Below are 24,818 nucleotides of genomic sequence, written 5' to 3' on the forward strand. Positions count from 1 at the left end.
GGCCACACGGCTCGGCCCACGCCTGACCGGTTTAGAATGAGCAGGTGAATTCGACCTCCCGCCTTCTGTGGATCGCAGGACTGCCTGCCGCTGTCCCTGCTCGCGACCGCGCCCAGCATCTGGCGCAGCGCAGTGCCCCCGGAGCCAGCCTCTTCGCGGTAGGCACGGTCGTGGATACGGTGCTATCCAACTCGTTGAACCAAGAGGACTGGGAAGCGCTCTATGGGGCGGCCGATCAGGGTGCCGTGCTGGACAACCTCTTCCTTCCCTTGCTCATCAGCTTCTTCGCGGTAGCCCTCGCGCCACTATGCTTCTGGCTGATCCTGCGATACCTGCCCGAGAAGCCAAGCCTGATCGCCGCGCTGGCGCTGCTGGTGTTGTCGGTGGTCGCGCCGCTAGTCCTGGGCTTTCCCCTCCTCGCGAGTGCGGCATGGGTGGGGTTCGTGGTTCTTCTCACCTATAGCGGCTGGGCCCACCTGATGCTGTGGACTTCCCTGCGAGCGGTGCGCGAGATCCCCGACTCCCTGAGACACAGCATGGCCTACCTGCCCCTGCTGCTTGTCGCCTTCCTGTTTTTCTTCTTCAACTCGAACCTCTGGCAGCTGGGCACGGCCTGGAACGTCAATCAAGCCCTGACGGTGGCGCTGCTGCTTTGGACGGTCGGCGCAGTCGTCTGCGTGGTCACGGTCAACCGCCACACCCAGCTCGTGCTGGAGGAAGTCGAAAGAAAGCTGCCCTTCCGCATCAAGCTCAACATCCGGTGGAACGCCGCCACGGTGTACCTGGCTCAGGCGAGCTTCTTCGGAATGCTCGTGTTCGTCGGTTTCCTCATCCTCGGGCTGACGGCGGTCCCCCAGGCCACCATCGCACTGTGGACCGGCGCCCCGGCGGTCCTGGTCAAACTCGGGCCGCTGGCGATCTCCGGCACGCTAGTGAAGGTGAGCTGGGTGCTCGGCGGATTCGCCAGCCTCTACATGGCCACCACCGCCGCGGGTGACCGGGAACGTCAAGCCGAACACCTAGGCCCCGTCGTCGACGAGCTTGGCAGCGCGCTCCGCGAGACGTTCGATCACCGCGATTGAGCCCTGCGGGTGTTGAGATGGATTTTCTTGCAGGTCACCTGTGGACTAATCCGCACCTCTCCCGGCCAGGGAGACGTTAGCGAGAACGGAAATCCCCTGGGAGGGGACGTCGATGCGGATGGAGGCGATGCCGTCGGGGTCGATGGTGACGGTCTCCTCAACCTCCGGCCATATATCGCTGTGCTCCACGGGAACCTGGGTGAGGTCGGCGACGTCTTTCAGAGCCACATCGAAGGGGACGAGGACCTCGGCGATCAGCGCCAGGTCACCCGGGGTATCGCGGGAGGCATCCAACGCGGAGTATTCCACGAAGCGGAACCAGCCAACGTTGTGTGCCGCCCGATAGCGGCGGGTGATGCGGATCGTGCCCGAAGAATCGGGACGGGTGCCGGGGGCAACCAACGGATCGAAGCTAACTCCTCGACCGCCGTCGCGTTCCCGGAAGACCCCGACCCCGCGGGAAAGCCGATCGCGCAGCAAATACCCGGATGTCGGATCAACGGCGATAGCCAGACCCACCGCAGTGGAAGCAGTGGGTAGCGGCGAGCGGTGCACACGACGCCCAAACCGCTCCCGCAGTAGGCGCGGCACCAACGGCAGCGAGGAGGCTCCGCCGACCAAGTAGACTCCGGCGACGTCCGTGTCGGTCAGTGATTCCGACGACCCGACCAGGGGGCGAATCGCGTCAAGGGTGCGCTCGACCAGCGGGGTCACGGCGTCATAAAACTCCGGCACCCCGACGACAATGTCCTCGTAGCTGATTTCCAACACGAGGCGACGCGACTGCGGCTTGAGCTGCTCCTTGGCGGTGCGGGCCTCGTCGAGTAGGCGGCGGCGGGCGCGACGACCGAAGGCATCGGCATCGCGCCCCGCGATACCCAGCGCCATGTCTGCCAGGATCTCATCAAAATCATCGCCGCCCAGGTGGCTGATACCCAGCGAATTCTCGACGTCGTGCTGGTGCCCATCGATGCGCACCAAGGTGGCATCGAAGGTGCCTCCGCCCAGGTCGTACACGATGACGCTCGAGCGCTTCGCGGTCAGCGTCCGGGCGTGGCGATGAGAATATTCGAAGGCCGCGGCACTGGGTTCGTTGACCAAACCGAGGACGTTCGCGCCCGCGCGGGTGAAGGCATCGAGGGTGAGCAGGCGCTGCGCGGAACGAGAGTTCGCGGGGACGCCGAGCATAATTTCAATATCGGAGGTGTCATCTAACGCTGCCTGATACTCCCGCAGCGCCTCGATGACCCCGGTGGCGAAGGTGCACAGCACTTCCCCCAGGGGCCGTGACTCATCACCGAGGTCCACCGGAGTATCAGCGGTGACATCGGGAGAACCGAGCAGGCGCTTGAAGGAACGGGCCAACGTGGGGTAGTCCCGGGACACGGCTGACCAGCCGGCCAACAGTCGATCACCGTCGAGGGCGACGACGGAAGGAATGTGATCCTGGGCGTCGCCGTTGGCGTCCATGAAGTTGACCAGCGGGTAGTTCCCACGGTCTACCGCGGCGACGACGGTGCGGGTTGTGCCGAAATCAATCCCAAAACGCATGAACCTGACCCTACTCCACAGCGAAAACCTCACCCGGACCGACAAGCTGGGGTCCGGGTGAGGCTGACAGACGAATTACTTTTTCTACTTCAACAGGCTAGCGACAGCCTCGCGCTCGGCCTTGAGCTCCTCGACGTTAGCGGCGATGCGCTCACGCTGGAAGTCATTGAGGTCGAGGCCCTGGACGATCTCCCAGTGGCCGTCACGCGCAACCGTCGGGAAACCGGCGACGAGGCCCTCATCGATGCCGTAGGAACCATCGGAGACGACTGCGGCGGACACCCACCGTTCGCTGCCCTGAATCCAATCACGCATGTGATCGACGGCAGCAGAAGCAGCAGAAGCGGCGGAGGAAGAGCCGCGAACCTCAATGATCTCGGCGCCGCGGTTGGCCACGCGCGGGATGAACTCGTTGACGTACCAGTCGTGGTCAATCAGGTCGATGACCTTTTCACCGTTGAGGGTGGCAAACGTCAGGTCCGGGAACTGGGTGGCGGAGTGGTTACCCCACACCGCGACGTTGTCGAAGTCCGTGGTGGCTACGCCGAGCTTGGCGGCCAGCTGAGACAGCGCACGGTTGTGGTCCAAGCGCATGAGGGCGGTAAAGCGGTCGGTCGGAACGTCCGGGGCGGACTGCTGCGCGATCAGAGCGTTGGTGTTGGCAGGGTTGCCCACGACGAGGACACGAATGTCATCGGCGGCATGGTCGTTGATGGCTGCGCCCTGTGGTGCGAAGATCTTGCCATTGTTGGCGAGCAGGTCAGCCCGCTCCTCACCCCTACCGCGCGGCTTAGCCCCAACAAGGAAAGCGGCACTGGCACCGTCGAAAGCCTCCTCAGCCTTATCCGTGATCTGAATGTTGTGCAGCAACGGGAAGGCAGAGTCGGACAGCTCCATGGCAACACCCTCGGCCTTGCCGACGGCCTGAGGGATCTCGAGGAGGGAGAGCTCAATGGGGGTGGCGTCGCCATAGACGTCACCGGCGGCGATACGCCACAGCAACGAGTAGGCGATGTTACCGGCGGCACCGGTGACGACGATCTTCTTGGGGGACACAGTCATCGAGGATTCCTTTCGTGCGGAAAATGCACTAGCGCCGACCAGTCTACCGACATTGCCCTTCCCGGCCTGCCACCCCCGAAAAGGGATAGGCGGCTGCGGGAACCTACGCATTGACCTGCCCGCATGTCGCGTTTCAGGGGAGGGCATTGGGGAAGGTTGCGAATTCATAACACTGGCCGCCCATTTCGGGCACGATGGACCTCTGAAAGGACATCAGACCAATGTCTGGTTATAAGCGCTATCCACAGCAGAATCACCAGTAGCACCACAGCCCCGAGCACTCGAACCACAATTTCAAGAAATCCCAGCGAAAGGCCACATCGGCATGCACATCAACGACATAGCAGCAGAGGAATCAAGCCCCCGTGGGCTTGACGGCGCGTTTGACAGCCAGCTTGTTGATGCCGCGACCGTCGATATGGTCATCGACATCGCCCTTCAGCAGTTCGCAAAAGAGGGTTTCCAGGAAACCAAGCTGGATTCCATCGCCAAGAAGTCAGGCATGTCCAAGCGGATGATCCACTATCACTTTGGTGATAAGAAAGGCCTCTACCGGCGCTGCATCGTCGAGGCCTTCGATCGGATTCACCCCACCGCGCAGGACGTTGATATCGACTCGAGCGTGCCGGTGGAGGGGGTAACCAAACTCGTCAATGCCGTGTACTCGAAGATGTCCACCAACCCGGAATCAGTGCGAGTGTTATCGCTGGAGTGCTTGCATGATGTGCTCAATGTCACCGAGCTATCAACGATGGCTAAGCACTCCGAGGTCTTACTCCTCTTGGACAAACTCCTCATGATTGGCCAAGATTCCGGGGCCTTCCGGCCTGGTATCTCCGCCGATGACCTCTTTTACCTGCTGTGGTCGCTGACGTTTTTCCGCGTCAGCCACCGCGACTTCATGGTGAGCATCTTCGACGTTGATACGACGAGCGAGGACAATACTGCCGGGATTCGCCGACTAACGGTCGATTCGATCCTCGCGTTTTTGACCTCGAACCTGTCCAACAACGGACACGACAGCTACCTCGTCTCTGACCGGGTCAGCGACGAGGAGCAGTCCTCAGGCTTGGGTGTCTACGACACCGAATAGCCCGAGGTGTCTAAGCAGTCTCCTGTTTGTCCACCAACACGAGTTCCGGCTCTGCCTCCCCGCGGACGACGTCGGCGGTGATGACTACCTGGTCGATGTCCTCCCGATCGGGAATGTCGAACATGATGGGCACCAGCAGTTCCTCCATGATGGCGCGAAGGCCTCGGGCTCCGGTCCCCCGTTCCAAGGCCAGCTCGGCGATGACTTCCATGGCGCCGGGCGCGAAGACGAGGCGAACATCGTCCATCTCGAAGAGGCGCTCGTACTGCTTGACCAGGGAGTTTCTCGGCTCGGTGAGCACCTTGACCAGGGAGGAGGCGTCGAGGTTGTCCACGGTAGCCACGACGGGCAAGCGACCGATGAACTCGGGGATGAGGCCGAACTTGACCAGATCTTCGGGGCGGACCTGGGAAAACATGTCCTGCGACTCGCGGTCGGAGGCGGATTCGATCTCTGCGCCGAAGCCGATCCCCTTCTTGCCCACTCGCTCGGACACGACCTTCTCAAGTCCGGCGAAGGCACCAGCGACGATGAAGAGAATGTTGGAGGTATCGAGCTGGATGAACTCCTGGTTCGGATGCTTGCGCCCGCCCTGCGGCGGGATCGACGCGACAGTGCCTTCGAGGATCTTGAGCAGTGCCTGCTGCACGCCCTCGCCGGAGACGTCGCGCGTGATAGACGGATTGTCGGACTTGCGGGAAATCTTGTCCACTTCGTCAACGTAAATGATGCCGCGCTGGGCACGCTGCACATCAAAGTCGGCGGCCTGGAGGAGCTTGAGCAGGATGTTTTCCACGTCCTCGCCTACGTAGCCGGCCTCGGTGAGGGAGGTGGCGTCGGCGATGGCGAAGGGCACATCCAGCATTCGGGCCAGGGTTTGGGCTAGATAAGTCTTGCCAGATCCGGTCGGGCCGAGGAGGAGGATGTTGGACTTGGCGATCTCCACCTCGTCCTTCTTCGACTTCCGCTTGGACATTGAAGCGCTCGCGCCGCCGTTGTCATCGCTGCGGATTCGCTTGTAATGGTTGTACACGGCGACAGCGAGGATGCGCTTGGCTTTGTCCTGGCCAATCACGTAATTGTCCAGGAAGGAGGAGATCTGCGACGGGCGTGGGAGCTTGTCTTCCTTCTTCTCCGCGGCTTCCTGGGCACCGAGCTCTTCTTCGATGATCTCGTTGCACAGCTCGATGCACTCGTCGCAAATGTAGACCCCACCGCCGGCGATGAGTTTCTTCACTTGCTTCTGGCTTTTCCCGCAGAAGGAGCACTTGAGCAGGTCGGCGCTTTCTTGCATGTGTGCCATATCGGTCGTTGGTCTCGCTTCGCTGTAGGCAGAGGTGAGCTAAGTTCTACCCACTCTAGTAGCCCGGTCAAACCGTGTCGGGTGCCTCGCCCAAAAGGCCTTCAGCCAGCGCAAAATCAGCCTCGGTGACCGCTCGGACGGACTCCACGGACTCCCCTTCGGCGCATTCCACCAGCGTCAGGCCCTCGATTGGATCGACAGTGAAGACGGCGTAGTTGGTGACGATGAGGTCGACGCACGTGGCCCCGGTGAGCGGCAGGAGGCAGGCCCGCAAGATCTTGGACTCGCCCATTTTGGTGGTGTGATCCATCATCACAATGATCTGCTTGGCGCCATGCACGAGGTCCATCGCTCCACCCATCCCCTTGACCATTTTCCCGGGGATCATCCAGTTGGCGAGGTCACCATACTGGGAGACTTCCATGGCGCCGAGGACGGCGACGTCGATGGCGCGGGAGCGGATCATGGCGAAGGAATCGGAGGAAGAAAAATAGGACCCTCCTTCGGTGATGGTGATGGTTTCCTTGCCGGCGTTGATGAGTTCGGGGTCTACTGCGGCGTCGGCGGGGTAGGGCCCCACGCCGAGGATTCCATTTTCGGAGTGCAGCACCACTTCCAGTCCGTCGGGCAGGTATCCGGGGATGAGGGTGGGCATGCCGATCCCGAGGTTGACGTATTGGCCGTTGCGCAATTCCGTGGCCACGCGCGCCGCCATCTGTTGCTTGCTCCAGGTCATGGTTAGCTCACCGTCCTGTTTTCAATGCCGGTTTCTTGGGGCCCGACCTCAACGACGCGGTCGACGTAGATGCCGGGCAGGTCGACTCGCTCGGGGTCGATGACGTCGACGAGGTGCTCGACCTGGGCGATGGTGATGCGCCCGCTCATCGCGGCGTCGGGGTTGAAGTTCATGGCCGTCTTGTTGAACACGAGGTTGCCGTAGCGGTCCCCCTGGTGGGCGTGGACTAAAGCGAAATCGGCCCGGATCGATTCCTCGAGCACGTAGACCTGGCCGTCAAAGACCCTGGTTTCCTTCGGTTCGGAGTAGACAGCGACGCTGCCGTCGGCGTAGTAGCGCTGCGGGAGTCCGCCTTCGGCGACTTGCGTGCCGACGCCCGCGGTGGTGTAGAAGGCGGGAATCCCCGCGCCACCGGCGCGGAGGCGTTCGGCGAGGGTGCCTTGTGGGGTGAACTCGACGGTGAGTTCGCCGGCCAGGTATTGGCGGGCGTATTCCTTGTTCGAGCCGAGGTAGGAGCCGATGGAGGTGGAAATCCGCTTGTCGGCGAGCAACAACCCCAACCCGAAGCCATCGGTGCCGAGGTTGTTCGAGATGACCGTGAGGTCGCTCGCACCTTGGGCACGGAGGGCGTCGATAAGCCGGGCGGGGATGCCGACCAGCCCGAAGCCGCCGACGGCGATGGAGGCGCCGTCGGGGATGTCGGCGACGGCGGCGTCGATGGAGGGGAGGGTCTTGTCAAGCATGAGCCAGACTGTACACTGGCGTTCACGAACTGCACAAGCGTTCACTATGCGACCAGAAAGGAATCTCGGATATGGAAACTCCCAACGTCCAATCCTTGGTCCGCGGCCTCTCGGTCATCCGCACCTTCAACGCCGACCGGCCCCGCCAGACCCTCGCCCAGGTAGCCGAAGCCACCGGCCTAGCCCGTGCCACCGCCCGCCGCTTCCTCCACACCTTGGTCACCGTCGGCTACGCCGGAACCGATGGCAACGAATTTTGGCTCACCCCCCGCGTCCTCGAACTCGGCTACAGCTACATGTCTGGCCTGGGGCTGCCCGCCATCGCTCAGCCCCGCCTCGAAGAGCTTTCCCGGCACGTCGGAGAATCCAGCTCGCTGTCCGTGCTCGATGGTTCGGACGTGGTCTACGTCAACCGTGTGCCGGTGCGCCGAATTATGACCGTCTCGATCACCATTGGCACCCGCTTCCCTGCGTACGCGACCTCCATGGGCCGCGTCATCCTCGCGGGGATGACGGAGGAGGAGCTCAATGCCTACCTCGCCGCGGTTGACTTGCGGGCACTCACCCCCGCCACGCTTATCGACGCCGCCGAGCTCCGCGCCGAACTCCAACGCGTGCGCGAGCAGGGTTGGGCCATCGTCGACCAGGAACTCGAACCAGGTCTGCGGTCGCTGGCCGCCCCCGTCTACTCCCCGCAGGGGAGGGTCGTCGCCGCCGTGAACATCTCCACGCAGACGGTGGTTCACGACCTGGAGGAACTCCACCGCACCTTCCTACCCGCGCTCATCGATACCGCCGAACACATCACCGCCGACCTCGCCGCCACCGAACTGTTCTAGAAAGGCCTCCTCCACGTGTCTCCCACCTCCCCCTCCGACATCGTCCTCTGCTCCCCGCTGCGCACCCCCGTCGGCGGCTACGGCGGCGCCCTCGCTCACGTTCCGGTCCAGGACTTGGCCGCCATCGTGGTCACAGCCATTGTCGAACGCACTGGCCTTCGCCCGGAGGACATCGATGACATCATCCTCGGTCAGGCCTCCCCCGCCGGTTCCGCCCCCGCCCTGGGTCGCGTGGTCGCCCTCGACGCCGGGCTCGGCGATTCCGTCTCCGGCATGCAGCTCGACCGGCGCTGCGGTTCCGGCCTGCAGGCCGTCGCCACCGCTGCCGCGCACATCGCCGCCGGGGCCGCCGACCTCATCATCGCCGGTGGCGCGGAATCCATGTCCCGGGCCGAATACTCCGTCACCCCCGACATCCGCTGGGGAGTACGCGGCGGCGACCTCGTCCTGCGCGATCGACTCGCCGAGGGCCGAGAATCCGCTGGTGGCAAGCACCACCCCATCCCCGGCGGCATGATCGAGACTGCCGAGAACCTTCGCCGCGCCTTTCGTATCAGCCGCGAAGCCCAGGACGAGATGGCGGTGGCCTCCCATGCCCGCGCCGTCGCGGCTCAGGGCAGCATGCTTTTCGACGCCGAGATCGTCCCCGTCGCCGTCCCCCAACGCAAGGGGGAGCCCGTGGTGGTGAGCAAAGATGAACACCCCCGACCCGACACCTCCCTGGAGAAATTGGAGAAACTGCGCCCGGTGCTTGGCCGCTCGGATGCTGAGGCGACCGTGACCGCCGGCAACGCCTCTGGCCAAAACGACGGGGCCGCGGCGATGATCGTCACCACCCGCGCCAAGGCTGCTGAACTTGGCCTCGAGCCCATGCTCGTGCTGCGTGGATGGGCCGTCGCCGGTGTCGCCCCGGAGGCGATGGGCATCGGCCCCGTCCCCGCCACCGCCAAGGTGCTCTCCCGCCTCGGCCTCACGCTCGACGACATCGACCTCATCGAACTCAACGAGGCCTTCGCCGCCCAAGCCCTCTCCGTCCTAGCCGAGTGGGGAATCCCAGCCGACGATCCCCGACTTAACCCGCTCGGATCCGGCATTTCCCTCGGCCACCCGGTGGGCGCCACCGGCGCCCGCATGCTAGTTACCATGGCCCACAACATGTCCCGCAACCCCGACGCTCGCACCGGCCTGGTCACCATGTGCATTGGTGGCGGACAGGGCCTGGCCGCGGTCGTCGATAAGCCCTAGAGGAGAACATCATGCCTATCCTGCACTCTGTCGAATTTGGCTCCGGCCCGGAGACGATCGTCTTTATCGGCTCGCTCGGCTCCACCACCGACATGTGGCTGCCCCAGCTCGACGAACTCTCCACCACTCACCGCGTCATTGCCGTCGATCATCGCGGACACGGCCGCTCCCCCGTCCTCGTTGGCCCCTGCACGGTGGCCGACATGGCCGATGACGTGCTGGAAACGCTGAACTCCCGCGGCGTCGAGAAGTTCTCTGTCGTGGGACTCTCACTCGGCGGCGCCATCGCCCAATACCTCGCGGCGACCTGCTCGCGCGTGAACAAGGCCGTGTTCATGTGCACTGCCGCCAAGTTCGGCACCTCCGAATCCTGGCTCGAGCGCGCCGCCGCCGTCCGCGAGAACGGCCTGCCCTCGATCGCCGGAGCCATCGTCGACCGCTGGTTCTCCCCCGGATTCCTTCAGACCAAGCCCGCCACCACGGACTTCTTCTTCCGCATGATCACCGCCACCTCCGACGAGGGCTACATCGCCGCCTGCGAAGCCCTCGCCGAGTGGGACTTCCGCTCCCGCCTCGGGGAGATCGCTGTCCCCGCTATGACCATTGCCGGAGCCGACGACCCCTCCACCCCGCCGGCCATCCTGCAAGAGATCGCCGATGGCGTCAGCGGCCCCGCGCGCGTGGAAGTCCTCTCCCCTGCCGCCCACGTCCCCACCGTGGAACGCCCCTCCGAGGTGAACCAGTTGCTCAAGGAGTTCCTGAGCTAATGATCGGCGCCATCGAACGCCCACAGCTGAGTCGACCGACGCTCCGCGAGATCGCCCGCGATCTGGGGCCGCAAGAATTCGGCAACGGGCTCGTGGCGCTTCTCTTTTCCGCCTCCGGGCCGATCGCCGTCATCCTGGCGGCGGCGGCCTCCGGCAACCTCTCCCCCGCGCAAACCAGCTCCTGGATCTTCGGCGCGTTCCTCGGCAACGGCTTGCTCACCCTCTTCCTCACCTGGTCTTACCGCAGCCCCCAGGCGTACTTCTGGACCATCCCCGGCACCATCATCGTCGGCGACGCCCTCACCCGCCTCACATTTTCCGAGGTCGTCGGCGCCTACTTAGTCACCGGCGTCCTCGTCTTCCTCCTCGGCTGGAGCGGACTCATCGGCCGCCTCATGGCCTGGCTCCCCGCCACTATCGTCATGGCCATGGTCGCCGGAATCTTCCTACGCTTCGGCCTCGAACTGGTCTACGCGCTTATCGACGCCCCCCTCATCGCCCTCCCCATGGTCCTCGTCTTTCTCCTCCTCACCGCCCTCCCCCGGGCAGCCGCCGTCGCGCCACCAGTCGCGGTGGCCGCCGTCGTAGGCACCATCACGGTCCTCCTGCTCGGCGAACTCTCCCCAGGCGCCCTCGACAACGGCATCATCGCCTCACCGCTCCTCACCACCCCCACCTTCTCCTTCGCCGCGATGGCCGAACTCGTCATCCCCCTCACCATCACCGTCGTCATCGTCCAAAACGGCCAAGGTACCGCCGTCCTCCGCGCAGCCGGCCACCGCCCCGGCGTCAACCTCGCCGCCGCCGCCTCTGGACTCTGGTCCCTCCCCCTCGGCCTCCTCGGCACCACCTCCACCTGCCTCACCGGCCCCACCAACGCCCTCATCGTCTCCAGCCCCCACAAAGAACGCCACTACACCGCCGCCATGGTCACCGCCGTCGGTGCCATCCTCGTCGGCCTCATCTCCCCCGCCTTCGTCGGCTTCATGCTGGCCATGCCAGCCTCCTTCATCGCCGCCCTCGCCGGCGTCGCCATGCTCATCCCCCTCCGCAACGCCTTCCTCGCAGGCTTCAAAGGAAGCTTCTCGACGGGCGCCCTCGTCTGCTTCCTCATCACCGTCTCTGAACTCACCCTGTTGGGCATCACTGCGCCGTTCTGGGGGCTCGTGTTCGGAGGGGTGGTGGGGTGGCTGTTGGATCGGGGTTAGTCGAAGTAGCGAGTGCCATCGGGCAGACTTGAACCATGCCTGACAAACTCGAAGCCTCACGTCCCGCTCCTGACATGGAAATGGGCCGCGAGGTAAGCCCGATCATCACCCAGATGTTGGGAGACGGTCGATCATTGATTGAACCGACGACGACCATTTGGACGGCAGCGGCGGCCGAAGAGCTTCGTGCGCGGATAGAGGACAATCCGATCTCCGGCAAAGATCGCACCCAGTGGCAAAAACTTGCCCTGCAGCTCGACGGTGCCTCCCGGGAAGTTGTTCTCTTGGCGGCCGAAATTGTCTTTTTGCGCGAGCATGGGCTGCGCTCGGCTCTACCTCAAACTAGGCGAGACCACGTTAACCAAGTACTGTCCCAGCTGGATCCTCCTCCTCCGATCCCCGAAGCAATGTCCTCATGGCTCGACCGCCCTGCCGGAATTGCCGGGTTCGAACCAGGACCCTGGTATAACAGCGATTTGTGGCGCCACCTCATTTGGGTGTCCACCTTCGTGCGCGAATGGAACAAGCTATCTGACGTAAAGAGGGAGGCGGCGACTGCTGATCCATGGGAGCTGCAGCGAACCATGCTCTCCTCCGGAGTTGACAGACCCACCATCCGCAATGTGCTGCAGTTCCTCGCGCGCCCATCTACCTTTGAGCCGATTTCCTCAGCCTCGATGAAGAAGAAGATTCGTGATGCAATTGCCGATCGAATCGGTGGCGCTTCGGGTAGCGACCCTGAATCGATTGATCGCGATCTCCTGGCCATCCGCGCTGCCTTAGCCCCCGAAATCAAGGAACCGTTCCACTTCTGGACTCCCGGAGTGCGCGAACTATGGGACTCACCCCAAACAAACCCCACCACTAATGAGCTGGCGGAGCCCCGCCCGCGCCACTACTGGCTTTATTCTCCTGGACCTCAGGCATCGAAATGGGAGGAGTTCTCTTCCGACGGCATCATGGCCGTTGGGTGGGAGAAGCTCGGTGACCTCGCCGATTACCCGAGCCAGGAAGCGATTCGCCGAGCCCTCGACGATGGTGAAACTGGCGTATCGAGAACCAACGATGCCCTCGCCTTGTGGCAGTTCCAGAATGACATCGCCGTCGGTGACATCATCTACGCCAAACGCGGACGGCAAGAAATTGTCGGCAGGGGCGAGGTAACTTCCGATGCTCGATATGAAGAGGATGAGGCCTCCTACCCACACATCCGATCAGTGAAGTGGACCCATAGCGGCTTGTGGGCACACCCCGGCAATGCGTCTACAAAGACGCTCACTGACATCACAGCCAAACAGGACTACGTCGAGATGCTGGAGGAACTGATCACCGGAGAGGATGAGCCGGAGCTGCCGAATACTCCGGACTCAGTTCCGACCTACGATCAGGCAGCCTTCCTGCAAGAGGTCTATCTTTCCGAAGAACGCTACGAACGCTTGCGCTCCCTACTGACCCGGAAGAAAAACGTCATCCTCGCAGGACCACCCGGCGTGGGCAAAACCTTTGCCGCGAAGCGCTTGGCCTACTCAGTGATGGGTGTGAAAGACCAGAGCCGGGTCCAGATGGTTCAATTCCATCAGAGCTACTCATACGAGGACTTCGTAATGGGCTACAGCCCCACAGAGGTGGGTGGCTTCACGCTGGCGGAAGGACCATTCTATCGATTCTGCGAGAAAGCCCGGGCTGATGACACCACGCGTCCGTACTTCTTCATCATCGACGAGGTCAACCGCGGGAATATCTCCAAGATTTTCGGTGAGCTACTCATGCTTATTGAAGCCGACAAGCGCGGTCAGGATATTCGCCTGCTGTACAAGAACGAGAGATTCTCCGTGCCCGCCAACGTCCACATCATCGGGATGATGAATACAGCCGACCGGAGCCTGGCGGTGCTTGACTACGCCTTACGCCGTCGATTCGGATTCTTTGAGATGCCACCGGGATTCACCTCAGACGGTTTCGTCAATTGGCAACGCTCCGTCAATAGCCCGATACTCGACCGCCTCGTCGAGGCTGTCATTGACCTCAACAAGGTCATTTCCGCTGACCCAGCATTAGGCCAAGGTTTCGCTATCGGGCACAGCTTCATGTCCAGCTCTGCATCAGGGGACCTCGACGATGACTGGCTCCAGTCCGTCGTAGAGGATGAGCTCATCCCATTAATTGACGAATATTGGTTCGACGAACCGACCAAGGCAGAAGAGTGGTCGGGCATTCTTCGAGCTGCACTCTGATGGCTTCTAGCTCAGTTTCCATCCGCAACGTGTACGTGATGATGGCGTATGCCTTTCGGGCAATCCGTAGTGAAGGTCATGCCTCGATGGCAGCTGAACCATTCGAGCATCTTCATGATTTGTTCTCGGAGATCCTCGTGCGTGGTGTCGGATCCCAGGTCAAGCGCGGAATCCACCGCGACTATCTGCACCTCAGCGACGAACTACCCACTGTTCGCGGTCGGATCGACATCGCTGGGACGGTCGCCACTCGTTCTGCAGTCAAAGGACGACTGGTGTGCGAGTTTGATGAGTACAGATCCGATACTCCGCACAACCAGGCGCTGAAATCCATCATCGTGTTCCTCATCCGGCATGGGGATGTTGACCAACCCCGCCGAGACGCACTACGTCGACTCCTGCCCTACCTGGATGAGGTCAGTCTCGTCGCTCCCAGATCAATCCGGTGGGAAGCACTCACCTACCACCGAGCTAATGCCAACTATCGTTTGCTCCTGGGAGTATGTGAACTCGTAGTTCGGGGACTTCTACCAACGAATGACCCCGGATCTACCAAACTCGCTTCGTGGATCTCGGATGAAGCGATGAATAGGTTGTATGAGCGGTTTCTGCTTGAGTACTACGCGTTCCACCATCCGGAGCTCTCTCCCAGCGCGCCGTCTGTCGCCTGGGACTACGACGACGAGCGCGCGCTCGGAGCCGAGCAGCTGCCAACGATGTATACCGATGTCACACTCCGCAATGGACAGCACACCCTCATCATCGACGCGAAGTTTTACAGCCAGTCAATGCAGATGGGTAGGTGGAACAAGGCAACAGTGCACTCATCCCACCTCTATCAAATGCTGAGCTATGTGAAGAATTCGGATGTGGATCGCGATGGCTCAGTTAGCGGACTCGTACTCTACGCGCGTACCGACGCTGTTCAGCAGCCTGATCTTGACATCACTGTTCAAGGAAATCGCATTGGAGCGCAGACTCTCGACCTCAATCGGCCGTGGGAACATCTCGCGACTCAGCTGGAGCACGTGCTCACCTGGCTCGAGAAGTAGTACTTCCCGCCGGGCTACATCTGCACAACCACACGCGCCGCACCCGAACCATCGGCGAAAGCCGCAGGCAATTCCTCCAGCGTGATCGGCCCGCCGAGGATCTGGTCCCACGGCAGCACATCGCCACAGGAGTCCAAGAAGTCCAGAGCCTCTGCCAGATGGCGCGGCTCGTAGTTGTGCACTCCGGTGACCGTGCGCCAGCCTCGCACGAGCCATTCTGGGTCGAGGGCGATGCTGGGGACGGGGGCGACGGTACCGGCGAGGACCGCGGTGCCGCCGATGTCGAGGGAGTTGACGCATTCCTCCGCTGCGGAGGCGGCGCCGGAGAATTCGAGGGCGACGTCAACGAGGTGCTGGGTACCGGGGGCAACGAGGTCGTCGGCAAGCTCACGGAGGTAGTCCCTTTCGGCGATTCGGCAGTCCGAGGCGATGATCCGCTCCGCTCCCCTGGCGCGCGCCGCCACCAACGCGATGGTGCCGAGCATGCCAATGCCGGTGACCAGCACCGTTCGGCCCTGTAGATCGCCGGCCTTCTCGAGGACCGCCACGACGGTGGCGACGGCGCAGCCGGCGGTGGAAGCGACGGCGTCGGAAAGCGAATCGGGAACGCGCTCGATGGCCTGCCCGGCGCGCAGGAGGATGTGGGTGGCGTAGGTGCCGGACAGAGGCCATTCTCCGTTGAGTGATTCGTGGCCGACTTTGAGCACGTGCGCGCATTTGGCGCTCAGCCCGCGCGTGCAGTTGCGGCATGCGCCGCACGAGGCGGTGACGGCGAAAACGACTCGCTCGCCACGCTCGAAACCGGCGCGGCGGCTGTCCACGACGATGCCGACGCCTTCATGCCCGAGGACGGATGGGCATGCTGCTTGTCGACGCCCTGACACTGTATGTCGGTCCGATCCGCAGATCGTTGCGGTGGTCACTCGCACGAGCACGTCGCCTGGTCCGGGCTCGGGCAGTGGGATGTCTACCAAGCTGAACGTCTGGCCGCCCTCCCATACCTGGGCTCGGGCGTGCATTAGATTTCTTCCAGAAGGTGCGGCAGGTCGGCGGCGGAGGCCAGGACGTGATCGGCGTTGAGCTCGGCGAAGTCCTCGCGGTCTAGGTGGCCGGTGAGCACCCCGACGGACGTCACGCTAGCTCGTTGGGCGGAAACGATGTCGGCGGAGGTGTCGCCAAGGCTGATGACTTCGGTGGGGTCAGTCACTCCCAGGTCGGCCATGACCTTGCCAATGAGGAAGGGCTCCGGGCGGCCGGCCTCCACTTCGTCGCCTGCGGCGGTGGCATCGACGTCGAGAGTCATGGTCCCGAGGATGAGGTCGACGATCTCGCGACTAAATCCGGTGGTCAGCCCGATGCGGATGCCGCGAGCGCGCAGGGTGGCGAACATGTCCTCAACCCCGGGCAGCGCGACCGGAGGATTTTCGGTGTAGGTGCGGCGCAGCTCCGCCATAAACCACTCCCAGGATTCCTCGACGAGTTCATCGGTGGGCTCGATGCCGCCTACCTGCAGGAGCTGGGCGATCGCCCACTTCTTCTCCGTTCCCATGTACTTCCGGAACTGCTCGTCGGTGTACCTGGCACCGCGCGTTTCGGTGGCTTCGCGCAGGACTCGGTACACCTCATCGCGGTCGTCGATAGTGGTGTGGGCCATGTCGAAAATGGCGGTGGTGATCAAGGGAACTCCTGGGGAATTGTTAGCGGACAGTGGTGCGCAGCCACATGGACAGCGCTTCAACGATGAGGACGACGCCGACCATGAGCAGCAAAATCATGGTCACCACATCGAATTGGTTGATTCGGGAGGCGTTGAGCAGGAGGAAGCCCACTCCGCCGGCGCCGACCACGCCGAGCAACGTCGCGGAGCGGATGTTCGTATCCAGCAGGTACATCGTGTGCGCGACAAATGAGGGGGCCGCCTGGCGCAGCGTGGCGGAAAAGAAGATCTGCGCCTCGGTGGCCCCGGCGGTACGCAGCGCATCCTGCACGTCGACGTCGGTCTCCTCAAGGGAGTCGGCCACCAGCTTGGACAACAGCCCAACGGCGCCCACTGCCAAGGCCAGGGTGCCTGCCACACCGCCGAGGCCGGTGATGACGACGAAGATGATGGCCAGGATGAGCTCGGGGATGCCGCGGATGATGACGATGAAGACTCGGAAAACGCTGTGCACATAGCGGTTGGCCACGACGTTTCGGGCGGCGAGCACGCCAATGGGCAGAGCGAGGATGGCGCCTAGGAGGGTCGCCGCAAGTGCGATCTGCACGGTCACCATCAGCTCTTCCAGGATTGTGCCCCAGACTCCCCCGGCCGACGGCGGGAAGAACAACGCCAGGGTTTGCGGCAGGTTAAGCAGCCCGGACCACAGTGTCGACCAGGTGACATCGACGCGGGCCAGCGACAGCACCGCCAGGGCGCCGATGAGGGCGATGGCCCCGAAGCGGCGGAGGCGTTCAGTGCTCCACGGCGGGGTGAGCGTGACGTCGTTGCTGCCAGTCACCCGGCCTCGGTTGAGCATCCGATCGACCCAGGTACCGCCGACGACCGCGCCACCGGACTTGTTCATGATCGCGGCGCGGATCGCCCCGGACAGCAACTCGATGACAATGCACAAGCCCAGGACAATGAGCGCGAGGGCCATGCCCCGCTGGTAATCAAGAACGCGCAGAGAGTCGGAAATGGCCAGGCCGATACCGCCCACCCCGACGTAACCGAGCAACACTGAGGTGCGCAGGTTGATGTCAAAACGGTGCAATCCAGTGGCGATCATTTGTGGAGTGAGGGCCTGCGTGATGGCCGACATGATTTGCTGCTGGCGCGTCGCGCCGGCGGACTCGAGTGACTCGCGGGGGCCGTCGTCAAGCTCTTCGATGGCATCGGCGTAGAGCTTGGCGATCATCCCCACCGAATGAATGCCCATCGCCAGGATGCCTGCCGTGGCGCCGAGGCCGAACATGCGGAGGAAGACGATGGCCAACACAAGGTCCGGGATGGCGCGGGCCAAGACGATGAGGGTACGCGCGACAGCCTGAGACGTGCGGCCGCGGGTCGTGGGCCGAGCGGCGGCGAGTGCCACGGGGATCGACAGCGCGACGGACAGGGCGGTGGCCAGAAAAACGATGGCAAGGGTTTCTGCGACCAGGGACAGCGTCTCCCCCAGCGGCGGGAAATCGAGGGGGAACATCCGCTTGCTGAAGCTGATCGCATTGCTGAGGGAATCCGCGATCGTCGCAAAGCTGATTCCGAGGGAATGGATAGACCAGGCTCCGGCGCTGACGAGGGCCAACAGCACGAATGTGGCAGCAAGTGAGGCGGGACGCGTCCGAGTGGCGAGGCTAGTCACTCCCCACCTCCACTGACTCCTTGCCGAGACCCGCCACGCTGGAGTAGATCCGAGATGCCTCCTCTGCGCTTAGCCCCGTCGTCGGCTGATCCAGCACGACCCGGCCGCTACGCAACCCAATGATGCGATCAGCGAAATCGATCGCCAGCTGCACCTGATGCAGCGACGCAATGACCGTGAGATTGTCCTCAGCCGATATTTGCTGCAGCAACGTAATGATCTCCAGGGAGGAAACCGGATCGAGGGAGGCAACGGGTTCGTCGGCAAGCAAAATCTTGGGATTTTGCATGAGGGCGCGCGCAATCGCGACCCGCTGCTGCTGCCCGCCCGACAACGTATCCGCCCGCTGGTAGGCGCGATCGGCCAGGCCGACTCGATCCAGCTTTTCCAAAGCTTCTCGACGCACGCGTTTCGGGTACATCATCAAGCTCAAGCGTGGACCCGGCAAAGAACCCAAACGGCCAGTGCACACATTCTCCAACACCGACATCGGACCCACCAGATTGAAATGCTGGAAAATGACGCCCACATCGCGCCTCAACTCCCTTAGGCCTGGGGATTTGAGGCTATTAACCTCCTGGCCAAGGACGCGAATGTGGCCAGACGTCGGTGTATGCAGGCGATTGATATGGCGAAGGAGAGTGGACTTGCCCGAACCCGACAAACCCAACAACACCGTGATGGCACCAGTCCGGAAACCAAGGGTCACATCGTCCAAACCCTTGACTCCACCGCCGAAATCCTTGGTCACGTTATCCATTTGCACGGCATAGATGGAGTCAACTTCGCGCTGGATCGCGGAGAGTGAATTCACGGCGCTAACCCACGTTCTTGCAGGCAGGAGCATCCGTGGCCACGCAGATCTCACGAATCGGATTGAAATCGGCATCAGAGACCGGAACGTAGCCATACTCCGTCTCCTCCGGCAGCCCGCACTCCTCCTCGGATGCGCAGATTCCCGCCGCCACCAGGTCCTTCTTGTTCGCCTTATCCCGCAAGACCTCGACGATCTTGGTGGCCAGCTCTTCGTTGACGGTGTCGCGGTTGATAGCGATCGGATCCTCCGTAATCGGGTCCGACTCCCACACCGCTCTTAGCTCCCCGGCTGCGACTTGGCCGGAGTTGGTAAGCGTGGTGAGCATGGCATCGTGTGCAAAAGCCGCATCACAATTGCCTGACTCCAGTGACAACAGCGACGCGTCATGGCCGCCGGCCAACACCGACGTGAGATCAGTGCTGAGGTCAATGCCCTCATCTTTGAGGCCCTTCATGGGCACGAGGTAGCCGGACGTAGAAGCCTGATCGACAAAACACACGGTCTTGCCCCTGAGATCGTCAATGGACTGAATGTCCGAGTCGGCCTTCACGTAGGCGAGGGAAGTGTAAGCGGGCGGCTCATTGGGATCATTGGTCGGGGCAACAATCGGTTCCAGGTTCACGCCCGAATCCTTGGCGATGACATAAGAAAACGGCCCGAAGGACGCAATGTCCACCTGCCCGGCGCGCATCCCCTCGATGACCGCGGCGTAGTCAGATGCGTTCTGAAACTTCACCTTCGCGCCCGTCTCCTGCTCAATGAGCGCGGTGATATTGCCGAAGGATTGTTCTAGGCTGGCTGAGGACTCTGCCGGAACGGCGGCGAAGGTGAGGGTGGTGTCCTCAGCGTTGCTTGTGTTGCATGCCGTCAGGATGGATGCGGAGAGGGCTGCTGCCGCGGCTGCGGAGATTCTGCCGCTGCGCAAGAGGGTGGTGGTCATGGGAGGGCCTTTCTGAGGGTTTTCGGTGCTTTGACCTCATTTTGGGGCCGGATGGATAACTTGTCTAGTCGAGCCGGAAAAGTTCATGTACAAGAAACCTTGCGTACGCCAACCGGTTAGAAGCCCTCCACATTGCCGCCCTCCAGGACGAGCTCCGCGATACCAAAAGACAAGGTCATGCCAATGCCCGAGGTCACCACCGCGACGGTGGTACGGGGGTCCGGCCGCTCAAGCACCAGATTGGTGGCGGGACTGTCGGCATAGCGACCAAGCCAGCGCTGCTTCACCTTCGGACGCTCGAGCCCCAATAGGGCACTCGCCTTATCGAGCAGCAACTGCGCCACATCTTCATCAATGAACGGTTCAGGACTCAAGCTGTAGGCGTGGGAATCACCAACGAGGAGCCCCTGATCAATACCTGTCACCATGAGATTGGCAATGCAGCTGACCAGCTCCGGTTCCCGGCGCCCCAACTCAGCCTTCAATGCCGGCACGCTGGGCATGGCAGCAAAACCGTCATAGCGCGCCAACGACGTGCCAGTGAGCATGCCCAGACCCTGCGGAATGCGGCTCGGCCGCTCAATGAGACTCATGGCCAGAGTGCAGACGCGTACCTCGTGGGACTCCGCCAGCCCAGGAAACAACTCCATGAGGCGATATCCTGGGCATACCACGAGCTGAGCGGCCCGGAAGTCGCCACGGCTGGTGGCGACGACCCCCTCCCCGGCGGCGGATACGTGAGTGTTCCAGGTAAATTCAACGCCCTGCTTACTCAGCCAGGCCGCCAGCTTTGGCGCTACCTCACGGGGATTGACACGAACGTCGAGGGGGAGATGGGCACCGCCCAGGGCTTGCAGGTCGGGGCTACCGATGGCTTGGGCAACGCCTTTCGGACTGAGGATCGTGACTTCTTCTTCACCCCTGTGCTGGGCAAACTCTTGGAGGACATGTAGTTCCAGCTCCGTGGTGGCGGGGATATAGGTGCCTGATTGCTCAGCCCAGAATCCGACCTCACCTGCGGCATGGAGCCATCCGGCGCGCGCACTGCGCCCGACTTCCTGGACGAGGTCCGCTTGGCCCGTAAAACACGCATGGCCGAAGTTCTGAATGGAAGAGCCGACGGGGCGGTCAGCGCTATCAATGACGTGGACGGACATGCCCTTGCAGTGGGCTTGGTAAGCAGTGGCGAGCCCGATAATGCCAGCGCCGACAACAATAAGATCAGGGAAAGTCATGCTCCGATCTTGACTCATCCATAGGCGCCGCTGCCATACCTGCCTAGACAAGTTATTCCGCTGTTCACTTTTTGTTCATTCCCCTCCCGTCCTGGCCTGACTTCTACCTAGGCATGGGGCGGCGGATGCGACTAGTGTGTGAGCCATACACCCATAAAGCGGAGTTCTTGTTCAGATAAGAGAATCGGCCGACATACCAGCGGGAGGCCCACGCGAATGCAGCAATACGAGGAAATCGCGGCGCACCTCCGAAGCGCGATCCGTGATGGAAACCTACAACCGGGCGAGCCCATCCCCTCCGAATCGGAACTGTGCCGCCAATTCGACTCCGCCCGTGGAACCGTCCGCCAAGCGGTGGCGCTCCTCCGCTCCGAAGGAATGATCTCCTCCGGTCAGGGCCGCCGATCCCGAGTACTCAAAGCCGTACCCACCCAGTCCTTTGACAACGTCTTCTCCTTCAGCCAGTGGTGCCACAACTCCGGAATTGAGCCCGGCCAGCGCACCCAGTGGGTAACCAAGAGGCCAGCCGATGCGCACTTGGCTGCGGAACTAGAAACCCCCGACCACTCCCCCATCGTCTCTGTCTTGCGATTACGACTGATGGACGGGGTACCCGCGCTCGTTGAGAGGCTCAATTACCCCCTGTGGATCGGCCAGCAGGTACTCAACTTTGATACTGACTCCGGCTCTATCTACCAGCACCTCGTAGACAGTGGCGTCGACATCGCCACGGCCACCAGAACTATCGACGCCGTGCCCGCAGACACCGAAGATGCTGCCTTACTGGGAGTCGAAGAGGGCACACCGCTACTCCGCGTGCGCCGACGTGCCTTCACCACCGAAGGACAGCCGATCGAATCCTCCGATGACCGCTACCTCCATAGCCTGGCCTCCTTCACCATCAACACCACCCGCAACTCCCCCTCCGGCCTATCGATGATCACCCACTAAGCCCGCTTCAGCGACGGCATGACCCGCGCCAATGCCCGGGCTACCAGCTCCACCACCTCTTCCGGCTTACTAGTCCGGATCATTACCAACCCCATGTTCTGAATCGTCTTCTCCCGCTGCCGTTCCCTCCGAATGACATCCTCGGTGGCACCGAAGGAGACCCCGTCGTATTTCACCTGCCCATCAATCTCCACTGCGATCCAGTTGTTGATGAGCAGGTCAAGGAGGAAGTTCTGCCCAGTTGCGGGATCAGTCACCTTGGCCTGGGTTTCGATGGATACCACACCCTCAAGATTGGCCTCCACGAGGAGGAAGCGCGCGTGAGATTCCAACGGGCTCCCAGATTTTTCATCAGAAAGCTCGATTACCCTCTCCACCGATGCCTTCCCCGCAAAGCGCGGACTGGGCAGCATGTGCCTCCTTAACGTTGCCTTCGTCAGCTCCGACCACTTGGCCCTCGCCGAATCCGTGGCCACGACACCCTCCAGCTCCCCGTTCCACGAAGCAATATCGCGAAGGGTTCGCATCACCGACGTCACTCGGACACCCCGCAACTCTCGTACATCATCGGGCGAAAGATGCGCCGAATGATAGACCCAACCAGCCGGCCACGTCGACCGCCCACCCGGCCGTTTGTCATCGGTATAGAGGAGATCAACCGTCGGGTCCCGCCAATTGTGGAGCGCGATTCCCCACAGCCGAGCCGCCGCTCTACCAGCGACGACTGCGGTATCCACCGACATTCCCACCGCCGCAGCCTGGACCGTTGGCCTCACCCACGGCGCTAGCTCATCGTAGGAGCTCCGAGGCATTGCAACCTCTGCTGTGAGGAATTTGTAGGAGGCGAGCGACTCCCAGAACTCCGTGTCGCTGATGGCCATGTTCCGCTTATTGATCAATCCGAATTCCTGCTGCCAGTTCTTCATGCGGCCAGTGTCGGCGATTCGACAGCGTCCTGCTTGCCGACGCCGCCGGGGCTAGGGAATCTGTGGACAGCACCGGATCGCGCCGGAGGTTATCCACATCCGGGTCGGGTAGCCATTGCGGCGGATGGCGGATTTGAGGTAGCGGAAGGCTCGCGTCGGAAGGAGGGGGTCGGGATCAGGCGTGATCGCGACGCGAATGGCCCGAAATCTGCGAAAATTGGGGTGATCGCGACGCCCTCCTCACGACCGGAAGCAGGACGGAAGCAGGTCGGAAGCAGGAGTGCAGCGAAACCGCCCAGCTCATAGACCCACCATCGCCTCCACGCTCACGTCCAGCCAGGAACCAGCGGGCATACCAGCCAATAGCACCTGCGGATCAGCCGCCGTGACAACCGCGACCAGATCCAGCCCGCCCACCACCTGCCACACAGCGGCGGTTGGCCACGACTGCACGTAATCACGGACGCGCGAAAGGCGGTCGGCGCGGACTTCCGGATCGATGCCTGCGGGGAATCCAATGGAGATACGGATGAGCCAGGTGGACTTCATGAGCGGGTGAAGTGGTTGATTTTGTCCCAGTCTGGCTCTAGTCCCAGGCCGGGGCCGTCGGGAAGCGTGACCTTGCCATCGGCGTAGACCAGGTCTTCGGTGGTGTAGGACTCCTTGAGCAGCATGGGGCCGAAGAGTTCGGAGCCGTAGGAAATGGCTTTGGTGGAGCAGGCGAAGTGGAGGGAGGCGGCGGTACCGAAGGGGCCTTCGAGGGAGGTGGCGCCGTGGCAGGCGAGGCCGGCGGCTTCGGCAATCGCGGCGGTCTTTTTGGATTCGAGGAGGCCACCAAGTTTGGTGGTTTTGATGGCGATGACGTCGGCGGCTTCGGCACGGACCACGGCGAGGGCGTCGGCTGGGGAACAGACGGATTCGTCGGCCATGACGGGTACGCCGATTCGTTGGGTGATTTCGCGGAGGGTGGCGAGATCGTGGGCGGGGGTGGGTTGCTCGAAGAGTTCGAGGCCGGCGTCGGCAAGCTGGGGCAGGTATTTGAGGGAGGTGATGCGGTCCCAACGGGCGTTGACGTCAATGCGCAAACCGACCCGGCCCTCCAGCGCGCGAGCTAGTGCGACGATGCGGCGGGTGTCTTCCGCAGGGTCGCCGGAACCCATCTTGAGCTTGAATGATGAGTGACCGTGGGAGGCGATGCGTTCTTCGACCTCCGCGACTGCCTCGTCGAGCGGGAGAACTCCGAGGGCCCAGGTGACGTCGATGTCGTCGCGAACGCGGCCGCCGAGCAGGTCACGGACGGGGATACCGAGGGCGCGAGCCCAGGCGTCGTGCATGGCAATGTCGCAGGCAGCCTTGGCAAAGCGCATGTTGGCCACCGAACGTTCGAAGTCGGCCATGATGCCAGCGAGGTCGTTGACATCGCGGCCAATCATGATGGGGGCCAGCTCGCCGTCGATGATCACCTTCATGGTTTCCGCGTTTTCGCCGCCCCACCAGGCTCCACCTGGGACGACGCCTTCTCCGAAGCCGGTTACTCCCCCGTCCAGGACGACGGAGACTAGCAAGATGGGCTGCGTCGTGGCGGTGTACGTGGCGAATCCGTGCGGTCGGATGAGGGGGACGTCGAGAAGCCGGGTGTCAACCCGGGTGATGGTCAGATCTGACACTGCGAACTCCTTTAGTAATGGGAAAT

General features: G+C 62.5%; 23 protein-coding genes. 9 read left to right on the forward strand and 14 right to left on the reverse strand.

Annotation, left to right across the window (positions count from 1 at the left end; translation table 11 throughout):
* The first annotated feature begins 44 nt into the window (after positions 1-44).
* Positions 45-1,082: a hypothetical protein gene (locus CATRI_RS09725; RefSeq protein ID WP_290217060.1), complete on the forward strand. Its 1,038-nt coding sequence runs from the start codon at positions 45-47 to the stop codon at positions 1,080-1,082.
* A gap of 45 nt (positions 1,083-1,127) precedes the next feature.
* Here the strand turns inward: CATRI_RS09725 and CATRI_RS09730 are convergent, their stop codons facing one another.
* Together CATRI_RS09730 and CATRI_RS09735 are read right to left on the reverse strand one after the other, a co-directional pair.
* On the reverse strand, positions 1,128-2,633 hold the full coding sequence (locus CATRI_RS09730; RefSeq protein ID WP_290217063.1) for an Hsp70 family protein: 1,506 nt from the start codon (positions 2,631-2,633) through the stop codon (positions 1,128-1,130).
* Positions 2,634-2,717: 84 nt separating this feature from the next.
* Positions 2,718-3,695, reverse strand: coding sequence for a malate dehydrogenase (locus CATRI_RS09735; protein ID WP_290217065.1), 978 nt, complete (start codon positions 3,693-3,695; stop codon positions 2,718-2,720).
* Positions 3,696-4,020: 325 nt separating this feature from the next.
* On the opposite strand from CATRI_RS09735, the gene CATRI_RS09740 reads away from it, so the two are divergent.
* Entirely contained in the window at positions 4,021-4,788 is a 768-nt protein-coding gene (locus CATRI_RS09740) for a TetR/AcrR family transcriptional regulator (RefSeq protein ID WP_290217068.1), read from the forward strand.
* A 10-nt stretch (positions 4,789-4,798) separates the two neighbouring features.
* Here the strand turns inward: CATRI_RS09740 and clpX are convergent, their stop codons facing one another.
* The 3 genes from clpX to CATRI_RS09755 form a co-directional block, all read right to left on the reverse strand.
* Positions 4,799-6,091 carry an ATP-dependent Clp protease ATP-binding subunit ClpX gene (gene clpX, locus CATRI_RS09745; protein ID WP_290217069.1) on the reverse strand — a complete coding sequence of 431 codons (1,293 nt, stop codon included), beginning with the start codon at positions 6,089-6,091 and terminating at the stop codon, positions 4,799-4,801.
* 67 nt (positions 6,092-6,158) lie between these two features.
* Positions 6,159-6,827: a 3-oxoacid CoA-transferase subunit B gene (locus tag CATRI_RS09750; RefSeq protein WP_290217071.1), complete on the reverse strand. Its 669-nt coding sequence runs from the start codon at positions 6,825-6,827 to the stop codon at positions 6,159-6,161.
* A gap of 2 nt (positions 6,828-6,829) precedes the next feature.
* Positions 6,830-7,570 (reverse strand): CoA transferase subunit A, encoded by a 741-nt coding sequence (locus tag CATRI_RS09755; protein WP_290217072.1) that lies wholly within the window; start codon positions 7,568-7,570, stop codon positions 6,830-6,832.
* Positions 7,571-7,641: 71 nt separating this feature from the next.
* Here CATRI_RS09755 and CATRI_RS09760 point away from each other — a divergent pair, with 71 nt between their 5' ends.
* From CATRI_RS09760 to mcrC, 6 genes are read left to right on the forward strand one after another with little or no spacing between them, the layout of a single operon-like run.
* Entirely contained in the window at positions 7,642-8,409 is a 768-nt protein-coding gene (locus tag CATRI_RS09760) for an IclR family transcriptional regulator domain-containing protein (protein WP_290217074.1), read from the forward strand.
* Between the two features lie 15 nt (positions 8,410-8,424).
* Positions 8,425-9,654 (forward strand): acetyl-CoA C-acetyltransferase, encoded by a 1,230-nt coding sequence (locus tag CATRI_RS09765; RefSeq protein ID WP_290217076.1) that lies wholly within the window; start codon positions 8,425-8,427, stop codon positions 9,652-9,654.
* A gap of 11 nt (positions 9,655-9,665) precedes the next feature.
* Complete coding sequence (gene pcaD / locus CATRI_RS09770) at positions 9,666-10,421, forward strand: 3-oxoadipate enol-lactonase (protein WP_290217080.1); 756 nt, start codon at positions 9,666-9,668, stop codon at positions 10,419-10,421.
* The gene (locus CATRI_RS09775; RefSeq protein ID WP_290217081.1) at positions 10,421-11,629 is read left to right on the forward strand and encodes a benzoate/H(+) symporter BenE family transporter; all 1,209 of its coding nucleotides are present in this window, start codon (positions 10,421-10,423) and stop codon (positions 11,627-11,629) included. The genes pcaD and CATRI_RS09775 overlap by 1 nt, the downstream gene beginning before the upstream one ends.
* 35 nt (positions 11,630-11,664) lie before the next feature.
* Positions 11,665-13,863 carry an AAA family ATPase gene (locus CATRI_RS09780; protein ID WP_290217084.1) on the forward strand — a complete coding sequence of 733 codons (2,199 nt, stop codon included), beginning with the start codon at positions 11,665-11,667 and terminating at the stop codon, positions 13,861-13,863.
* Positions 13,863-14,915: a 5-methylcytosine-specific restriction endonuclease system specificity protein McrC gene (gene mcrC / locus CATRI_RS09785; protein ID WP_290217085.1), complete on the forward strand. Its 1,053-nt coding sequence runs from the start codon at positions 13,863-13,865 to the stop codon at positions 14,913-14,915. The genes CATRI_RS09780 and mcrC overlap by 1 nt, the downstream gene beginning before the upstream one ends.
* Positions 14,916-14,929: 14 nt before the next feature.
* On the opposite strand, the gene CATRI_RS09790 is transcribed toward mcrC, so the two are convergent.
* The 6 genes from CATRI_RS09790 to CATRI_RS09815 all read right to left on the reverse strand — a co-directional run bounded on the left by CATRI_RS09790 (position 14,930) and on the right by CATRI_RS09815 (position 21,248).
* Complete coding sequence (locus tag CATRI_RS09790; protein ID WP_290217087.1) at positions 14,930-15,934, reverse strand: zinc-binding dehydrogenase; 1,005 nt, start codon at positions 15,932-15,934, stop codon at positions 14,930-14,932.
* Entirely contained in the window at positions 15,934-16,593 is a 660-nt protein-coding gene (locus tag CATRI_RS09795; RefSeq protein ID WP_290217090.1) for an HAD-IA family hydrolase, read from the reverse strand. The genes CATRI_RS09790 and CATRI_RS09795 overlap by 1 nt, the downstream gene beginning before the upstream one ends.
* Before the next feature lie 19 nt (positions 16,594-16,612).
* On the reverse strand, positions 16,613-18,256 hold the full coding sequence (phnE, locus tag CATRI_RS09800; RefSeq protein ID WP_290217092.1) for a phosphonate ABC transporter, permease protein PhnE: 1,644 nt from the start codon (positions 18,254-18,256) through the stop codon (positions 16,613-16,615).
* Positions 18,249-19,016, reverse strand: coding sequence for a phosphonate ABC transporter ATP-binding protein (gene phnC, locus CATRI_RS09805; protein ID WP_290221096.1), 768 nt, complete (start codon positions 19,014-19,016; stop codon positions 18,249-18,251). Before phnC ends, phnE begins: the two co-directional genes overlap by 8 nt.
* Before the next feature lie 58 nt (positions 19,017-19,074).
* On the reverse strand, positions 19,075-20,013 hold the full coding sequence (locus tag CATRI_RS09810) for a phosphate/phosphite/phosphonate ABC transporter substrate-binding protein (protein ID WP_290217094.1): 939 nt from the start codon (positions 20,011-20,013) through the stop codon (positions 19,075-19,077).
* Between the two features lie 116 nt (positions 20,014-20,129).
* On the reverse strand, positions 20,130-21,248 hold the full coding sequence (locus tag CATRI_RS09815; RefSeq protein ID WP_290217096.1) for a TIGR03364 family FAD-dependent oxidoreductase: 1,119 nt from the start codon (positions 21,246-21,248) through the stop codon (positions 20,130-20,132).
* Between the two features lie 216 nt (positions 21,249-21,464).
* Between CATRI_RS09815 and CATRI_RS09820 the strand changes: the two genes are divergently transcribed.
* Positions 21,465-22,199: a GntR family transcriptional regulator gene (locus CATRI_RS09820; RefSeq protein WP_290217098.1), complete on the forward strand. Its 735-nt coding sequence runs from the start codon at positions 21,465-21,467 to the stop codon at positions 22,197-22,199.
* Here CATRI_RS09820 and CATRI_RS09825 read toward each other — a convergent pair.
* The 3 genes from CATRI_RS09825 to CATRI_RS09835 form a co-directional block, all read right to left on the reverse strand.
* Positions 22,196-23,125, reverse strand: a complete 930-nt coding sequence (locus CATRI_RS09825) for a hypothetical protein (protein WP_290217100.1) — start codon at positions 23,123-23,125, stop codon at positions 22,196-22,198. The genes CATRI_RS09820 and CATRI_RS09825 overlap by 4 nt on opposite strands.
* 300 nt (positions 23,126-23,425) lie before the next feature.
* On the reverse strand, positions 23,426-23,674 hold the full coding sequence (locus tag CATRI_RS09830; RefSeq protein WP_290217102.1) for a hypothetical protein: 249 nt from the start codon (positions 23,672-23,674) through the stop codon (positions 23,426-23,428).
* Positions 23,671-24,792 carry a muconate/chloromuconate family cycloisomerase gene (locus tag CATRI_RS09835; RefSeq protein WP_290217104.1) on the reverse strand — a complete coding sequence of 374 codons (1,122 nt, stop codon included), beginning with the start codon at positions 24,790-24,792 and terminating at the stop codon, positions 23,671-23,673. Before CATRI_RS09835 ends, CATRI_RS09830 begins: the two co-directional genes overlap by 4 nt.
* Positions 24,793-24,818 lie beyond the last annotated feature (26 nt).

Source organism: Corynebacterium atrinae (assembly GCF_030408455.1).
In the GTDB taxonomy this organism is placed as follows: domain Bacteria; phylum Actinomycetota; class Actinomycetes; order Mycobacteriales; family Mycobacteriaceae; genus Corynebacterium; species Corynebacterium atrinae.

What these genes read in the sequence shown, in the direction of transcription:
- CATRI_RS09740 (WP_290217068.1), top strand. Translation starts at nt 4,021, where the DNA reads ATGCACATCAACGACATAGCAGCAGAGGAATCAAGCCCCCGTGGGCTT.
- CATRI_RS09750 (WP_290217071.1), bottom strand. Translation starts at nt 6,827, where the DNA reads ATGACCTGGAGCAAGCAACAGATGGCGGCGCGCGTGGCCACGGAATTG.
- CATRI_RS09780 (WP_290217084.1), top strand. Translation starts at nt 11,665, where the DNA reads ATGCCTGACAAACTCGAAGCCTCACGTCCCGCTCCTGACATGGAAATG.
- CATRI_RS09810 (WP_290217094.1), bottom strand. Translation starts at nt 20,013, where the DNA reads ATGACCACCACCCTCTTGCGCAGCGGCAGAATCTCCGCAGCCGCGGCA.
- CATRI_RS09760 (WP_290217074.1), top strand. Translation starts at nt 7,642, where the DNA reads ATGGAAACTCCCAACGTCCAATCCTTGGTCCGCGGCCTCTCGGTCATC.
- CATRI_RS09730 (WP_290217063.1), bottom strand. Translation starts at nt 2,633, where the DNA reads ATGCGTTTTGGGATTGATTTCGGCACAACCCGCACCGTCGTCGCCGCG.
- CATRI_RS09790 (WP_290217087.1), bottom strand. Translation starts at nt 15,934, where the DNA reads ATGCACGCCCGAGCCCAGGTATGGGAGGGCGGCCAGACGTTCAGCTTG.
- CATRI_RS09830 (WP_290217102.1), bottom strand. Translation starts at nt 23,674, where the DNA reads ATGAAGTCCACCTGGCTCATCCGTATCTCCATTGGATTCCCCGCAGGC.
- CATRI_RS09735 (WP_290217065.1), bottom strand. Translation starts at nt 3,695, where the DNA reads ATGACTGTGTCCCCCAAGAAGATCGTCGTCACCGGTGCCGCCGGTAAC.
- CATRI_RS09755 (WP_290217072.1), bottom strand. Translation starts at nt 7,570, where the DNA reads ATGCTTGACAAGACCCTCCCCTCCATCGACGCCGCCGTCGCCGACATC.
- pcaD (WP_290217080.1), top strand. Translation starts at nt 9,666, where the DNA reads ATGCCTATCCTGCACTCTGTCGAATTTGGCTCCGGCCCGGAGACGATC.
- CATRI_RS09825 (WP_290217100.1), bottom strand. Translation starts at nt 23,125, where the DNA reads ATGAAGAACTGGCAGCAGGAATTCGGATTGATCAATAAGCGGAACATG.
- phnC (WP_290221096.1), bottom strand. Translation starts at nt 19,016, where the DNA reads ATGGATAACGTGACCAAGGATTTCGGCGGTGGAGTCAAGGGTTTGGAC.
- CATRI_RS09820 (WP_290217098.1), top strand. Translation starts at nt 21,465, where the DNA reads ATGCAGCAATACGAGGAAATCGCGGCGCACCTCCGAAGCGCGATCCGT.
- clpX (WP_290217069.1), bottom strand. Translation starts at nt 6,091, where the DNA reads ATGGCACACATGCAAGAAAGCGCCGACCTGCTCAAGTGCTCCTTCTGC.
- mcrC (WP_290217085.1), top strand. Translation starts at nt 13,863, where the DNA reads ATGGCTTCTAGCTCAGTTTCCATCCGCAACGTGTACGTGATGATGGCG.
- CATRI_RS09775 (WP_290217081.1), top strand. Translation starts at nt 10,421, where the DNA reads ATGATCGGCGCCATCGAACGCCCACAGCTGAGTCGACCGACGCTCCGC.
- CATRI_RS09815 (WP_290217096.1), bottom strand. Translation starts at nt 21,248, where the DNA reads ATGACTTTCCCTGATCTTATTGTTGTCGGCGCTGGCATTATCGGGCTC.